Here is a 15,401-nt window from a genome sequence, read left to right on the forward strand (position 1 = left end):
GTGGGGGTTGTTTTGGTTGAATTATTGGTTCCAAACATCGGCATATTCTGGTTTGCGTTCAAATTCTTTTTTGGCAAAGGGACACAAAGGAATGATTTTCTTTTGTTCTTTGCGGGCTTTTTCCACCCCTTTTGCCACTAATTTTTCGGCCAGACCTTGGCCCCGATAAGCAGGATCGACAAAGGTATGATCAATGATCATACGCGTTTCACCGGCTTTTGACCACGTCATTTCACCAATTTCTTTGTCACCGTCTTTTAACACAAATCGAGCATTTTCTTCTAAGATTTCCATGATTGTTCCTCCTTTAACACATACTTTAATGCACCGCTGGGGCAAGTTTGGATCACTTGTGCCGCTTGGGCTGATTCCCCATTATCAGGAATCACCCAGGGACGCCGTCCAACTTCAAAAATGGCGGGATTGCCCCGCACACAATTACCGCTGTGGGTGCAGATCTCTTTGTTGTAATAAATATCGATCGCTTCACCACGATACTTCCGATATCCTGCAGCAATCAACCCTTCTTCTGTTTCATTCGCTAGTGGCTGTTCGTCCATGTTGAACACCCTCCTCTTACTGATTGTCAGAAGCAAACTGCCTGCCTCCTCCTTCATCATACGACTTCTCGAGAAAAAAATAAATCATTTGTTCTAAAATAGCCTCTCAGTTGCCGATCATTAGCCAAAAGCTTGCGGCAGCACAATAAAGCGTTCCGTCAAAACAGCATGTTTTGACGGAACGCTTTTTTCATTCGTGGGGCACTTTTGCAACAAAATGAAACCGCTGCGTGGCGTAATCCCCTGCTAAATGAGGATCGATATATAACCCGAATTGCATCAATTCATCGCCACCGAAGTTCTCTCCCCCACTTTGATAGGTGAGGTCAGGATCAAGACCAGCCAGCTTTAAAGTAACCAATGGTGCAGAGGCTTCAGCTAAAACTCGGAAGTAAAAGACGATCGCTTCTTTTTTATCTGGAGAAACATACAGCCAGGCGGCGGCATTGCCTTCATAAGGGCTGAGCAGTCGAACAAAGCGGCCCAACTGCAGCAGGCGCCGATGTTTTTTATAAAAAGTGATTTGTTCTTTGATTTGCGCTTTTTCTCCTTCTGTCAGCTGTGTTAAGTCAAGCTCATAGCCCAGCAAGCCAGACATCGCGGCATTGCCGCGAATCGCTAGATCCGTTGCCCGTTGGGTCTGATGGTTCGGGATCGCTGAGACATGTGCCCCCATGGTGGATGGCGGATAGACCAGACTGGTACCATACTGGATCTTCAAGCGGGCGATGGCGTCGGTGTTGTCGCTGGTCCAAATCTGCGGCATATAATACAAGAAACCGGCATCAAAGCGCCCGCCACCGCCAGAACAGCCTTCAAACAGGATCGTCGGATAGGCAGTGGTCAGTTTCTCTAGGAACTCATACAAGCCCAGCAGATAGCGATGCGCGACCTCCCCTTGCTGGGCAGGATCGAGGAGCAAGGAATAGACATCCGACAGACTGCGGTTCATGTCCCATTTGATATAGTCGATGGCAACCGTATCAAACAGTTGGGATAATTGCTGATAGAGATGGTCTCTGACATCTTGTCGAGAAAAGTCCAACACATACTGACTGCGGCTAAGCGCTGGCTTGCGATTTGGTACTTGTAACAGCCAATCGGGGTGTTGTCGGTTCAGTTCACTGTCGCCCGAAACCATTTCTGGTTCCAGCCAAAGCCCGAATTGCAGCCCTTTGTCATGGACTTTTTGGGCAAATCCTGCCAAGCCAGAAGCTAGCTTGCCTTCGTTTTCAAACCAATCGCCTAATGAGGTTTGGTCATCTTCTCGCTGACCAAACCAGCCGTCATCCAAAACAAACAGTTCGATTCCCAGCTCCTTCGCTTCATCAACGAGGGCATCCAGTTTTTCTTCATTGAAATCAAAGTACGTTGCTTCCCAGTTATTGATCAGGATCGGCCGTTCTTGCTTTTTGTATTTGCCCCGAATCAAATGCTCATCATAAAAGTCATGATAGGTGGCTGACAGCTGGTTCAAGCCAGCCTCACTATAAGCAATCACGGCTTCTGGGGCTTGAAAGCTTTCAGTTGGCGGCAATTGCCAGGCAAATTGATGGCTGTTGATCCCCATGATCACACGAGTCTGATGGTAAGGATCTTTTTCGATGATGATTTCATGGTTGCCACTATACAGCAAACTAAAACCAAAACACTCCCCAGCAAACTCCGTAGCATTAGGTTCCAGCAAGACGGCAAAGGGATTTTGCTGATGGCTACTGGAACCACGCTTGCTGTCCAAACGCTTGATGCCGCGATTGATGGGTTCTCGGGTCACTTGACGTTCCTTCGCCCACGCCCCTGGCAAGTGGATCAAATCAAAGGGACGGTTAGGAAAATCCAGGGATTGACTCGCCAGCTGTTCGATGGTAACAGGCTGGTTTCCGTGGTTGATTATTTTACTTGAGCGGACGATCACTGCCGCCTCCTCAAAAATCGTGTAAAACAGCTGCAGTTCGAGTCCTGCCACATCATCTTTTAAGGACAGAATCAGTGTTTCGATGCCGTCGTCGGCCCCATGGGTCTGAGGCAATCCTGCTAAGGCTGGTTTGCCTTGTTGAATCTGGTAATCACTAAAGACAAAATGGCTGACTCGGCTGCCGTCAGACTGGCGAATCGTATAGGCAGCTTCTCGAAAGTCCCCGAAGCCATTACCAGGAAACTCTAGCATCAAGGTGTCTAATGAGAAAAGCCGATCGCTACTGTCTGGGGGATTAGGTGAAAAGGACCGATCAAGACGTGGATAACGATAGCCACCAGAATAATGGGCGATTTTTTTTCCAAAATAAAGGTGCGCCACATTGCCCCCTTCCTCTATCTGTAAGAGATAGCTGATTTGATCGTTGCTTAAATGAAAGACGTTTAGTTGTTTGTCAAAAAGAATCATATCGTACCCTCTACTTTGTATTTGTTTGCTGATGCACCGCTTATTTCACGGATCCCAGCATCCCTTGGACAAATTGTTTTTGTAAAACGAAGAAAATGATGGCCGTCGGCAGTGTGGCGATCACGATGCCGCACATCATCATGCCATAATCAGGTGTATAAGAAGCACCCATTGCTGAAAGAACCAGTGGAACGGTCCGTTTGTCTGGTGATTGCAGGGCAACTAATGGCCATAAATAATTGTTCCAGCTGCCCATAAACGTAATGATCGCGGCAGCTGCGTAGGTATTTTTAGCCGTAGGCATGTAGACTCTAAAGAAAATACTCAGTTCATTCAAGCCATCGATCCGAGCAGCTTCGACTAATTCTCTAGGGAATGCCTTGATGTTTTGGCGGAAAAAGAAAATCAAAAAGGCGGTACAGACTGAGGGCAAAATCACGACAGCGAAGGTATTGATTCCGATCGGTGTGCCGCTAAGTTTGCTGAACATTCGATAGAGCGGGATCATTAGCGCGGCAAAAGGCACCATCATCGACAGCAGGAGAATATTAAAGATGCGGTCTTTGGTTTTCGTCCGATAGATCTCAAAGCCATACCCTGCCATGGAGGAGAACAACAGCGCAAAGACGGTCGTAATCACGGCAATCACTGCGGAATTGCCTAATGCCCGAGTAAAATTCAAGTCGGAAGAAAAGAGATTTTGGAAGTTGATGACCAACTGATCCCCAATCATGATTTTTCCAGCAACGATATCAAAGGTTTGATTGGTCATCCCTAGAATCATCCAAACAAATGGAAAAATAGAGATGAAAGCCAAAATCGCCAGAAAGACGTATTTTAAAGTAAGTGAGATTGTTTTCAATTTTCTTTTCCTCCTATTTTCGTTTGGATGATCGATAAGATCACGATCGCAATCACGATAACAAAGGAGACCGCAGCGGCGTACCCAAAGTTTGGCGTGAATTTGTAACTCAAATTGTAGATATATTGCGACAAGGTCGTCGTGGCATTGGCTGGTCCACCGCCAGTGATATTTTGAACTTCATCGAATAATTGCAGCGTACCGATCGTTGAGGTGATCGTGGTAAATAAGATGATTGGACGCAAGTTGGGAATCGTGATTTTGAAGAATTGATCCCATTTCGTGGCACCATCGATCTCTGCCGCTTCGTAAATACTTGGATCGATATTTTGCATGCCTGAGATGAAAAAGATCATATTGTAGCCAGTCCAACGCCACGTGATGGCAAAAATGATCAGTACTTTTGCCCAGAAGGGATCCGTCAACCATTGGATCGGTGCATCAATCAGGTGTAGTTGCGTCAAAAAGTTATTGACTAACCCATTTGCCGAAAAGAGACTTTTCATGATCAAGGAATAAGAAACCAAGGATGTGATACAGGGTAAAAATAAGGCGGTGCGGAACAGCCCTTTAAATTTCAATTTTTTGTCATTCAATATGTTCGATACGATCAGCGCCAAAAAGAGCATGATCGGAACTTGGACTAATAAGTATAAAAACGTATTGCCAAAGGCTTTTTTAAAGGTTGAGTCGCTCAACATCCGCTGATAGTTGCCAAGACCGTTAAAGGTCATCGCTGTCGGTGGTCCTGATTGGAATGACGTGAACAATGCCGAGACCATCGGAATAAAGACCAGCATCGTGATCAAAATGACGGGTAAGGTAATAAAGGCATTGCCGTTTGCAAACCAATTTTTTGTTTTGTTCTTCATTGTAATTCCCCCTTAACACAGAAACTCGCGATCGCTCACGAGTTTCTGCAAAGTTGTTCGATTAGTTTGCAATTTGTGCTTCCACTTGTGATTGTGCTTCTTCTAATACTTTATCGATGTCTTCGCCGTTGATCACTCGTTGCAAGCTTTCAGTCAAGACAGATTCAATGGCATAGGTGTGATTGCCGTAGTTCACGGCTGGAATTTCTTGTGACCATTGAGAGAAATCTTGGAAGACTTTTTGACCGCCATAGAAATCAAGCCCCGACGTATATTCTTCCGTTTCTTCTGCAGCATTCATGGTTGAAACCAAACCGATCTCGGTAGCTAGTGTACCCATCAATTCTTTGTTTGAAGCAAAGGTATTGGCTAAAAAGTCTTTAGCATTTTCTTCGCCGTCAACCCCTTTGATCACGTACCAGCCTGCTCCGCCGATGCTGGAAGCATTGACTGAATTGCTATCGCCAGCGATGGATGGGATCGGAGCGATCGCCCATTTGCCGCTTTGATCTTCAGCGCCTTGAATTGTGCTAGAATACCACGCACCGGTTGGCGCAGACGCAACATTCCCCGATTGAACAGCATTGACCCCGCCATCCCAATCGGAAACTTGTTCAACTAAGCCTTCATTCAACAATGTTGCCAAGACAGTTAGACCGGCTTTGAAGGATTCATTGTCTTTGATGGTCACGGTGGAGCCATCTTCACCGGTATACCATTCGCCTGCCGATTGCATAATGATTCGTGCCAAGCCAAGATCGCTTGGGTCTAACGACATCATAGCGTGACCCGTTTTTTCTTTGACATCTTTGGCAATGCTGATAAAATCATCCCAGGTAATATCTTGGAGATCCGCTTGCTCATAGCCTGCATCGGTCAAATAATCTGTGCGGTAAAATAGTCCTGCGACGCCACTGTCAAATGGCACCCCATAAATGACATCGTCGACTTTATTAACCGCAAATTTATAGCTGGAGAAATCCTCCTCATTCACGATATCCGTTAGATCACTAAACGCATCTGGATAAGAAGAAAGGTACCCTTGGATGCGGTAGTCTTCGATCAAGACAATATTTGGCAGTCCGTCCGTATTTCCTGATGCCAGACTAGTATTTAATTTTTGGACGATATCATCTTGCGACATCGTCACGACTTCCACATCGACATCTTGATTTTCATACACTTTTTTGGCTTCATTGACTGCCTTGATGTTGAAGGTCTCATCCCATGCCCAGACCGTGACTTTGTTTGAGGACTCGCCGGAATCACCAGAGCTTGTGTTGCTGTTTCCGCAAGCCGCCAAAGTCAGCACTGCAGCCGCCGTTACCATCGATGCAAGTAGTTTTTTCATTTTTATCCCTCTTTCCTTTTATTTACAAGGCTAACTATACACTGATTTTGTAACCGTATTCAATGATTATGAAAGAGCTTACTAAATTTGTCCAAAAATAGAAAAAAGTTACAATACCTTTCTTTTTTGAAAGCGTTTATAATAAAGAAGAGATATAGGGGGGATACCATGACTATTTTACGCACGGTCTTAGTCGTTGATGATGAGGCAACGATCCGAGATGGATTGAAACATATGATACGTTGGGAGCAAGAAGGGTTCCGTCTCTTAGGCGATGCAGCGAACGGGCAAGAAGCATTGGCGCTGATCCATGAGCTGAATCCCGACATCGTGATTACGGATTTGAAAATGCCACAAATGGACGGCCTTCAACTCACAACGATCATTCAACAACAATATCCAGAAGTCCATTTTTTGGTCTTGAGCAGCTACGATGATTTCCAATACGTCAGTCAATCTTTTAGAAATGGTGCCGTAGATTATCTTTTAAAACCGACACTGACACCGACACTCTTGTTGAAGACGCTACACAACATCACACAAAAGCTGTCACATACAAAAGGCTCCGTGACTGAGGAGACGCAGCTGCAAGAATCGTTGAATCGCTATTTAGCAGGGTATGAAGAACCGTTGGCTCCTTTAGCGGACTCTCTTGCATTGGGTCAGCCGCAACAGCAAGCCCAAATTTTGACCACCAATTTTAGCGGCTTTCGTGCCAATGATCAGCTGCTGCATGCATTAACGGAATTTACTCAATCACAACCGCAGGTAAAGACGCTCTTTTTTCAAACCAGTAACAAAGATGCCGGCTTAGTGATCAGTTATCCAGAAGGAACGGATGTTTATTCCTCTTTGAAAGAAACGTTGGAACAATTGCGTTTTACCGAGCCAGACGCCTTCTTTACTCTCAGTGTGCCCTTTCAAAAGATTGAACAGTTGCGGGACCATTTTGTGACCCTCAAAGCCAAAAGCCAAGGACAATCGTTTTTTTATAAACGTCAACGGTTGGTGCCAGAACACGAACTCTTTTTGTACATTGAAAGTGATCGCTTTGATACGAAGAAGTTCTTACGGGCTTTGTTAGACAACAACTTTTTATTAGGAATCACCAGAATTGAGGAATATTTTAATGACATGATCTTATCCAATGTCGATCCGACATTTTTAAAACAGCAGGCCAGCAGTATTTTTTACACGTTACTGTCCCGCTTGGAAGAAGAATTTCCCACTGCTCCACGCTTTAGCCGCTTAAAAGCCGAATTTTTGCATGCCATCGGTCACGTGCAGTATTTGGAAGATTTTTCTGATTTGTTGTTGGCGACCATTGATGATATTCGTCAACAGCTGACGACCTTATCACCGCTGGATGAAGATGATCTACTCGTTGCGATCCAGCGCTTCATTCAAGACAACTACACTAAAAGTCTGTCTTTGTCTGAACTGGCTGAAACCTTTCATTTTAGTTACACCTATCTTTCGGCTTTTCTTTCTGCGAAACTGAAAATGAGCTTTTCTGAGTATGTAAAGAAAACCCGCTTGGATAAAGCCAAAGAACTACTGACACAATCTGATCTGAATCTATCTGAAATCAGTGAAGCGGTCGGGTATTCGGATATCAGCTATTTTTCTCGTATCTTTAAGAAAGAATGTCAGGTCACTCCATCGAAGTATCGGCGGTTGAATCAATTATGAAAATCAACCAATGGATTCAGAAAAATGAATTATTCAGTCGGATCTTCCTCTTTGTTGTCGTCGGGGTCATTAGTGTTTGTCTGCTAACCGTCGTCGTGATCTATGGTCGCTCGAAAGATGCCTATGTTGCTTCGTACCAGAGTTCCAATCAGCTGCTACTGGAAAAAATCCAAGAAGATTATGAGCGTCTGAACGAGAATATCCATCGAATTTTTGATATCGTCGATGAAAGCAAAGCCGTTGAAACATACTTAGAAGGCGACATGAATCAAGGCCGTACGATTTTAGAATTAAACGAGCAATTAAAAGACACGCGCTCTTTGTTTCAAGACATCCCCTCGAATTTGGTGTTGATTGGGGTCAACGGGGGCACTTTCTTTCAAAACGATGCGGTTCGCAATCAATCAGTAGATGATTTTCTCGCCAGTGCCTTTATCCAGCAGATCAATGACAATGACGCCATCAGTCAATATTATTTCTTGGACCAAGGCTTAAGTACCTCCACCAGCGACTCCCCTGGCTTGATGTACGTGCGCAAATTAATGAAAGAAGAAACGATTTTCGGCTATGCCCTGATTTTCTTAAAAGAATCCGATTTTTCTTCGATCTATCGTCAACTCTTAGATACCAGTCTCCACTCGATCTATATCGTCAATGAACAAAATCAAATTCTTTCCACTTCTGATCCGAGCCTTTTAGGCCAGCCGTTTGAAGATCGCCTCGTCACGGTCAAAAGAGATACTAGCATCAATCAGCTGCCCCTTTATTCGTATCATTTTACTTTTTACGATGTTTTGGATGAATCGCATCTAGTACACAATATGAATCTGATCAAGCCAGCTCTTTTGATTTCTGTCGTCAGTATTTTACTTTTTAGTCTGCTGGCATTTTGGATCATCCGCAACATCACCCAACCGATTTATCAGCTGATTGCCAAGCTGCCTGCGGTCACACAAGGCGATTTCAGCGACAAGGTTACCATCAACGGGACATACGAAACGCGAGAATTGGGGCGTGCGTATAACTTGATGCTAGAGGACTTGGAATCTTATGTCGATCATTTAATGGTTACAGAAGCCGAAAAACGCAAGTTCGAGATCCGCTCGTTGCAAATGCAGATCCAACCGCATTTTGTCTACAACACATTGACTGCCATCAAGTTTTTGATCTGGCAAAACGAACAAGAAGCCGCCACCCAAGCGATTGAAAGCTTTGTCCAATTGTTGCGGCACACCTTTAACCGCAAAGAGATCGTCCCCTTAAAGGATGAGCTAGCGATCGTGGAAGAATACCTCGTTTTAATGAACGTACGTTACGGCAATCGCATCCAGTCAACGATTTTTTCAGAAGATGGCTGCGAAAATATTCTCGTACCGAAGATGATTTTGCAACCGATTATCGAAAATGCCTACCTGCATGCCTTTCCCGAAGAGGATTCAGGATTGATCCAGATTTTTTCTCGTGTCAGTAAGGAAGGCCTGAAAATTGAGATCATCGATACGGGCATCGGGTTCAATGAAGAGCACCCAACCAGCTCCGCGAACCACTTTGAACACTATTCGGGTATTGGCTTAGACAATATTGATCAGCGTATCAAGCTGCTCTATGGGGAGAAATATGGATTGACTGTAGAATCACGCATCAACGAAGGAACCACCGTTCGCTTGCTGCTGCCGATCCAGCGGGAGGAAGCAGAATAATTTCTTTCGTTAAATAAGAAAAACGCCAACAGAACCAGGCTGCTTCCATGAGCAGTTCTGTTCCGCTGGCGTTTCTTTCCTTAATGATAATCGTTAGTTAACTGGCTTAAGCCAAGTCTTCCCCATTTGAGGCAATCACTTTTTTGTACCAATAAAAGGATTGCTTTTTGCTGCGGGCTAATGTGCCATTGCCTTCATTGTCGCGATCGACATAGATATAGCCATAGCGTTTCTTCATTTCTCCGGTTCCTGCAGAAACCAAATCGATACAGCCCCATGAAGTATAGCCCAACAGTTCCACACCGTCTTGGTCAATCGCTTCTTTCATCGCAGCGATATGCGCACGTAGATAGTCGATGCGATACACATCATTGATTTTTCCATCTTCGTTTGGCGTATCCACCGCTCCTAGACCGTTTTCGACGATGAAAAGCGGCTTTTGGTAACGATCATAGAGATCATTCATCGTGATTCGCAAACCAAGCGGATCAATCTGCCAGCCCCATTCTGACGCTTCTAAATACGGGTTTTTAATGGTCGGGAACAAGTTGCCTTCCGTTTTCTCAACACCGGAATCTTCTGAAGCAGCAACCCGAGAGGCATAGTATGAAAAGGAAATAAAATCGACGGTATGGGCTTTTAATAAAGCCGCATCTTCGGCGGTTCGTTCCAAAGTGATTCCTTTATCAGCTAGCATCTTCAAACCATAATTTGGATATTCTCCTCGCGATTGCACATCGATAAAGAAATAGTTGCCGCGATCGCTTTTTTTGCTTTCCCAGACATCTTTCGGATTGCAGCTGTAAGGATAATAACTAGCCGCAGCCAGCATACAGCCAACTTTATTTTCTGGATCGATCTCGTGGGCGATTTTTGTTGCCAACGCACTTGCGACTAATTCATGATGAGCAGCTTGGTATTTAATTTGTTCTTCATTTTCGCCTTCAGCAAAGGTCAGCCCAGCACCGAGAAATGGGGCATGCAAAATCATATTAATTTCGTTAAAGGTCAGCCAGTACTTCACCAATCCTTTGTATCGAGTGAAGATCGCTCGACAAAGGTTTTCATAAAAGGTGATCATCTTACGGTTGCGCCAACCGCCATATTCTTTGATCAAATGGATCGGACAGTCAAAATGAGTGATCGTCACCAAGGGTTCGATTTGGTATTTACGGCACTCTAAAAAAAGTTCTTCATAAAAGCGCAAGCCTTCTTCATTAGGGGTTTCTTCATCCCCCTTCGGAAAAATTCTTGACCAAGCAATCGATAAACGATAGGTTTTAAAGCCCATCTCCGCAAACAAGGCGATATCTTCTTTGAAATGATGGTACATATCGATCGCTTCTTTGGCTGGATAGAAATACCCTTCTTCAAAAGCAAGCATCTCACGCTTGCCGGTAATAACTGCTCGGCGGTCCTTGCCAGTCGGAATTACATCGACATTGGCAAGCCCACGCCCGCCTTGATTAAACCCGCCTTCACATTGATTGGCGGCTGTTGCACCGCCCCATAAAAAGTTTTCTGGAAATCCCATGTCTTATTCTCCTTTTTTAGCCGATCACTTTGATGATTTGATCGCCAAACGTAATCGGGCCACTGTTAGCCGTCAAAATGTCCCCCACTTCAGTACTGTTGGTGATAACGATCGGCGTGATTACTGGATAGCCTTTTTCTTTAATAAATTCAATATCAAACGTAATCAATGGATCCCCGACTGTCACTTTTTGCCCTTTTTCTACTTGATAGGCATAGCCTTCACCATTTAATTGCACTGTATCGATCCCCACGTGGATCAATAGTTCAATGCCTTCCTCACTGGTCAAGCCAATAGCATGTTTTGAATCAAAGACTGCTGTGACAGTCCCGTTTACTGGAGCTAGCACTTCTCCGACGGTTGGCTCAATCGCTACCCCTTGGCCAAGAATCTCTTCCGAAAACATGCCGTCATTGACTGCTTGCAAGCTTTTTAGTTCCCCTTTTAAAGGTGCTTTGATCTCTGCGCCGCTGATTTGATGTGCGGGTTCTTGCGCTTTGTCTGTCGGTGTTGCTTCAGGTGCTTCTTCTGTGACAGGGTCTTTGTATAAGAATAATGTCGCAATAAATGTGATCACGATACTGATTGCCGCACCGATACAAGCATTGGTCAAATGACGTAAGGTGTCATCGCCGATATAGCTTGGCAAAGTCAACAGGCCTGGTGATCCGCCTGAGAAATTGCGGACACGCATGATTCCCATAAATAGACCACCAAATCCGCCACCGATCATTGCTGCATACAAGGGTGTTTTAAACCGCAAATTGACCCCATACAACGCCGGTTCAGTAATGCCGAATAGCCCAGTCAGACCAGCAGAAAATGCCAGTTGTTTGATCGTAGAATCTTTTGATTTAAAACCAACGCCGATAGCTGCAGCTCCCTGACTGACGTTTGAAGCCAGCATGCCAGGATAGATCACTGTGTCGTATCCGGCAGTCATTCGATTATTGATTCCGATAGGCACTAACCCATAATGGGTACCAGTTGCCACGAACAATGGTGTGAAGGCGCCAATCAGTAATGGAACGATCCATGGGCTAACCGTTTCTAAGGCTTGGATCCCTGTAGAGATCGCTTCACTGATCATGTAGCCTAGAGGGCCTAAAGCAACTAATGCTACTGTCCCTACGACGAAGATCGTTAGCAACGGTTTGCTGAAGAATTTGATTGCTTTTGGCGAGACTTTATCGGCGATCGGTTCAACGTAAGACATAAACCAAACACTCAAGATGATTGGGATAACCGATGATGAATAACTCACTGGTGAAATCGGCAAGCCGAATAAATGGATGCCGCCGCCTGCCTCATTGACTGCTGTCACCATCGCGATAAAGTTCGGATGGAGTAAAATCCCCCCTACCATCATAGCTAAATACATATTGGCTTTGAATTTTTGTGCAGAAGAAGCAGCCAGCAAAATCGGCAAGAAGTAGAACGCCGCATCCGCCATAAAGTTTAATATTTGGTAACTTTGACTCTCTGCCGTCAAGACATTGAAGACCACTAGCAATGAAAGAACCGCTTTTAGCATCCCAGCTGCCGTGATGGCTGGTAATATTGGAGTGAAGATCCCGGTGATCGTATCGATGACTTTCGCAACACGTCCGCGATCGTCTTCTGCTGTTTCTTGGTCACTGTTTAAATTGGTTTGGGCAGTGATTTCGTTGTAGACATTGCCAACATCACTGCCGATGATTACTTGGTATTGCCCACCTTTATTGACCACACCCATGATCCCTGGTGTATGTTTTAAAGTACTTTCTTGGGGTTTGCTATCATCTTTCAAGTTGAAGCGCAAGCGTGTCGCACAATGGGTCAAGCTTTGGATATTTTCTTCCCCACCAACATTGGTGATGATCGTTTTTGCTAACTCTTTGTAATTCATGTCGTTCCTCCTATTTTGGTCTTTCGCTTGTTTTTTGTGTGTCAAACCATAAAAAAATACCTAAACAAACCCCTTGGGAGTTCATTTAGGTATAGCCTGCCAATCCAGTAACAATCCTAAGCACTTGTTATTCGTTTGATGTGTATAGTTAAATAGATCAATTCGTCTTCTTCTAACGGTCTACCGAATTCTTTGTTGATGTAGTCACTGATTTTCAACGCACACGCATATTCCTTCATGTAGCGGTCTTTCAACATAAAAATAAAACTGCCGGTTCCTGCATCATCGAGCTTTGTACCGCTGAATAAGCGCTGGACAAAAAATTTCAAATGGGTCACAAAGCGTTCGTAGTTCAATGAATACTCATCAAGCTCCATTGAAAAATGATATTTGACGATGTTTAGGATATGCTGAATGATCTTCGCCATTTCCGATACTTGACTGACCTGCGCCATATCCAACTCAGCATTGACAATGTGCAGAGCAATGAAGCCGGCTTCATCTTCCGGCAGCTCGATCGCCAAGCGATTTTTAATGATCGATAACGCTTCTTTGCCAATGAGGTATTCATGGTTATAAAACCGCTTGATCTCCCATAGCAAGGCATTTTTAATTTCCATGCCGTTTTGATAGCGCTCGATAGCATAATTGATATGATCGGTCAGCGTCAGAAACAATTTTTCGCTCAACTTTTTCCCAAGGGAAACTTTTGCAAAACTGATGATCTCATTCGCTGCTTGAATATGTTCGATAGGGATAGAAGAAAGTAATTGGGTTAGTTTTGTGACATTCCACTCTTGTGTACTGAGATAGACTTTTTCAATCTTGGTATCGTCGATCGCATCGCCCGGCTTTTTCTTAAAGCCTAAGCCTTTGCCCATGACGACCAATTCTTGTTTTTCCTCATTCTCAGAAATCACAATGTTGTTATTGATCACTTTTGTTACGTTCATTTTAACGACCCTATTCTTCTTTAGATTTCTTCACACAAAAAAATAGGTATAGCCCGCCTAAAGCGGTAACAATCCTCAGAGCCAGTGTAGCATGAGAAAAATCACTCGTCAATGGGGATTTTCAACCGCTTGTTTAAAAGCAGAAAACAGCGCTGCTGCCATTTGACTCTTTGGCAGAACGCTGTTCACTGGTTTATAAATCACTAGCTCTCTTGATGAGAGGTAAAATTAGATACGGTTTTCGTGGTCAGCAGTTTTAACTAAGTTTGCTCCCACCATACCACCGATTGACGTAAGAGCGAGTCCTAAGACCATTGCCACAAAGCCCCAAATAGACGCTTTGGCTGTTGCATCACTTGCTTCTTCCGCTTTTTGACGAGCGTCTTCCACTGCTTGGTCAATGTCTTGTTTGGCTTGTTCAAGATTTTGTTGTGCATTTTCGATTTGTTTTTGTGCTTCATCAGAAGCATCTTGTAAGCCGTTCACGATATTGTTCGTTGCTTCTTCCGCTTCTTGTTGGCTTAGATCTGTGTTTTGAGCCACTGCATTTGAGATTGCTTCTTTATCGACTGAATCACCGATCGTTGTAGCACGATCTTGTAATTTGCTTGCTAAATCATCAATGATTTTATCAGCATCATTGGGATTGGTTGCAATGTCTTTGCCGGCATCTTTGATGTCGTTCGTCGCATCAGACAATTGATTTTGCAAGTAGTCTGGTTGCAATTCAGGAACATCGGTATCTTGTAAAACATCATTGACATTCGCTTGTAATTCATCTGTATTGACGTCTTCCATGTTTCCTGTTATTTCATCGAAGGCTTTTGAAGCGACATCGCCAGCACCTGAGGCAACTGTTTCAACGCCACTGCCAACAGCAGAAGCAACGTTTCCTAAAAGTGAACCGACTACAGAAAATGCACCGATCGTTAAGTAAGAGAGCATAACCATCATCACGATCATACTAGTTGCCCATGTTAAGAAACCATGAACCAATCCAACACGTCGAGCCGCCACACCTGAAACAAAACCAGCACCGAATAATGCCAAGACAAAGGTAATGACTGTCCAAATCAATAATCCTGTACCCACACCATCTAATGGATTATTTGATGTTGGTTCCACCAAACCAAAACCGATTGCTGAGCCGATCATTGACAGTGTCATGAACAATGCGATAAATGTTACGACCCCTGCAAAGATAGAACCCCAAGACAAATTATAGCCTGCCTCCCGCTCATCTGAACCTAAATAATTTCTGAATCCTTTTTTCATCATTACATCCCCTTTTTGTTTTTTTAACCTGTATTCAGTCTAACAACTGATTGTTTTTTTATCAATCAACTCGACTTGCGCTATCTTTTTGTAAGAAAAATGAATGATTCTGAATTATTTGACTATTTATTGAAATAAAGCAAAAATTCATTCGTGTATTTTAACTAAAAAAATCTTTTCACGCTCTTTCTTTCGATCACAGGCTTGTTTCTCACAGTCTTCTGCTGATTCGTCATTTTGAAGCTAGCAGGGTTTCACTAGAGAAAAAACAGCTCTTCTCAATGTGTCACAAATGAGTAGCGATCACAAAAAACCACCTTCGCCCGAGGCA

11 protein-coding genes and 1 pseudogene are annotated in these 15,401 nt (G+C 44.1%); 2 read left to right on the forward strand and 10 right to left on the reverse strand.

Features of this window, described 5'->3' with window-relative positions; genetic code table 11:
- Window positions 1-21: 21 nt before the first annotated feature.
- From CXM95_RS11860 to CXM95_RS11885, 6 genes and pseudogenes are all read right to left on the reverse strand, one after another.
- Window positions 22-294, reverse strand: coding sequence for a GNAT family N-acetyltransferase (locus tag CXM95_RS11860; protein ID WP_005234932.1), 273 nt, complete (start codon window positions 292-294; stop codon window positions 22-24).
- On the reverse strand, window positions 282-560 hold the full coding sequence (locus CXM95_RS11865) for a (4Fe-4S)-binding protein (protein WP_199559928.1): 279 nt from the start codon (window positions 558-560) through the stop codon (window positions 282-284). Before CXM95_RS11865 ends, CXM95_RS11860 begins: the two co-directional genes overlap by 13 nt.
- A gap of 190 nt (window positions 561-750) precedes the next feature.
- Window positions 751-2,943, reverse strand: coding sequence for an alpha-galactosidase (locus CXM95_RS11870; protein ID WP_101699219.1), 2,193 nt, complete (start codon window positions 2,941-2,943; stop codon window positions 751-753).
- Window positions 2,944-2,983: 40 nt separating this feature from the next.
- Window positions 2,984-3,799, reverse strand: a pseudogene (locus CXM95_RS11875) (carbohydrate ABC transporter permease); the annotation flags it as partial.
- 2 nt (window positions 3,800-3,801) lie between these two features.
- A complete protein-coding gene (locus CXM95_RS11880) occupies window positions 3,802-4,677 on the reverse strand; it encodes a carbohydrate ABC transporter permease (protein ID WP_010747841.1) in 876 nt (291 codons plus the stop codon).
- Between the two features lie 61 nt (window positions 4,678-4,738).
- Entirely contained in the window at window positions 4,739-6,028 is a 1,290-nt protein-coding gene (locus tag CXM95_RS11885; RefSeq protein WP_005234924.1) for an ABC transporter substrate-binding protein, read from the reverse strand.
- A 168-nt stretch (window positions 6,029-6,196) separates the two neighbouring features.
- On the opposite strand from CXM95_RS11885, the gene CXM95_RS11890 reads away from it, so the two are divergent.
- Together CXM95_RS11890 and CXM95_RS11895 are read left to right on the forward strand one after the other, a co-directional pair.
- A complete protein-coding gene (locus CXM95_RS11890) occupies window positions 6,197-7,720 on the forward strand; it encodes a response regulator transcription factor (RefSeq protein WP_101699220.1) in 1,524 nt (507 codons plus the stop codon).
- Window positions 7,717-9,420, forward strand: coding sequence for a sensor histidine kinase (locus tag CXM95_RS11895; RefSeq protein ID WP_101699221.1), 1,704 nt, complete (start codon window positions 7,717-7,719; stop codon window positions 9,418-9,420). The genes CXM95_RS11890 and CXM95_RS11895 overlap by 4 nt, the downstream gene beginning before the upstream one ends.
- A 106-nt stretch (window positions 9,421-9,526) precedes the next feature.
- Here CXM95_RS11895 and CXM95_RS11900 read toward each other — a convergent pair whose 3' ends face one another.
- The 4 genes from CXM95_RS11900 to CXM95_RS11915 all read right to left on the reverse strand — a co-directional run bounded on the left by CXM95_RS11900 (window position 9,527) and on the right by CXM95_RS11915 (window position 15,070).
- A complete protein-coding gene (locus CXM95_RS11900; protein WP_086296957.1) occupies window positions 9,527-10,954 on the reverse strand; it encodes a 6-phospho-beta-glucosidase in 1,428 nt (475 codons plus the stop codon).
- Between the two features lie 16 nt (window positions 10,955-10,970).
- A complete protein-coding gene (locus CXM95_RS11905; protein ID WP_086296966.1) occupies window positions 10,971-12,842 on the reverse strand; it encodes a beta-glucoside-specific PTS transporter subunit IIABC in 1,872 nt (623 codons plus the stop codon).
- A gap of 116 nt (window positions 12,843-12,958) precedes the next feature.
- Entirely contained in the window at window positions 12,959-13,795 is an 837-nt protein-coding gene (gene licT / locus CXM95_RS11910) for a BglG family transcription antiterminator LicT (RefSeq protein ID WP_005234912.1), read from the reverse strand.
- 228 nt (window positions 13,796-14,023) lie between these two features.
- Window positions 14,024-15,070 (reverse strand): hypothetical protein, encoded by a 1,047-nt coding sequence (locus CXM95_RS11915; RefSeq protein ID WP_008378859.1) that lies wholly within the window; start codon window positions 15,068-15,070, stop codon window positions 14,024-14,026.
- Between the last annotated feature and the right edge of the window lie 331 nt (window positions 15,071-15,401).

Source organism: Enterococcus sp. CR-Ec1, from assembly GCF_002850555.1.
Lineage (GTDB): Bacteria > Bacillota > Bacilli > Lactobacillales > Enterococcaceae > Enterococcus_D > Enterococcus_D entomosocium.

Coding starts and splice junctions, on each gene's coding strand:
- CXM95_RS11885 (WP_005234924.1), bottom strand. CDS start 6,028: ATGAAAAAACTACTTGCATCGATGGTAACGGCGGCTGCAGTGCTGACT.
- licT (WP_005234912.1), bottom strand. CDS start 13,795: ATGAACGTAACAAAAGTGATCAATAACAACATTGTGATTTCTGAGAAT.
- CXM95_RS11880 (WP_010747841.1), bottom strand. CDS start 4,677: ATGAAGAACAAAACAAAAAATTGGTTTGCAAACGGCAATGCCTTTATT.
- CXM95_RS11865 (WP_199559928.1), bottom strand. CDS start 560: ATGGACGAACAGCCACTAGCGAATGAAACAGAAGAAGGGTTGATTGCT.
- CXM95_RS11870 (WP_101699219.1), bottom strand. CDS start 2,943: ATGATTCTTTTTGACAAACAACTAAACGTCTTTCATTTAAGCAACGAT.
- CXM95_RS11900 (WP_086296957.1), bottom strand. CDS start 10,954: ATGGGATTTCCAGAAAACTTTTTATGGGGCGGTGCAACAGCCGCCAAT.
- CXM95_RS11915 (WP_008378859.1), bottom strand. CDS start 15,070: ATGAAAAAAGGATTCAGAAATTATTTAGGTTCAGATGAGCGGGAGGCA.
- CXM95_RS11890 (WP_101699220.1), top strand. CDS start 6,197: ATGACTATTTTACGCACGGTCTTAGTCGTTGATGATGAGGCAACGATC.
- CXM95_RS11905 (WP_086296966.1), bottom strand. CDS start 12,842: ATGAATTACAAAGAGTTAGCAAAAACGATCATCACCAATGTTGGTGGG.
- CXM95_RS11860 (WP_005234932.1), bottom strand. CDS start 294: ATGGAAATCTTAGAAGAAAATGCTCGATTTGTGTTAAAAGACGGTGAC.
- CXM95_RS11895 (WP_101699221.1), top strand. CDS start 7,717: ATGAAAATCAACCAATGGATTCAGAAAAATGAATTATTCAGTCGGATC.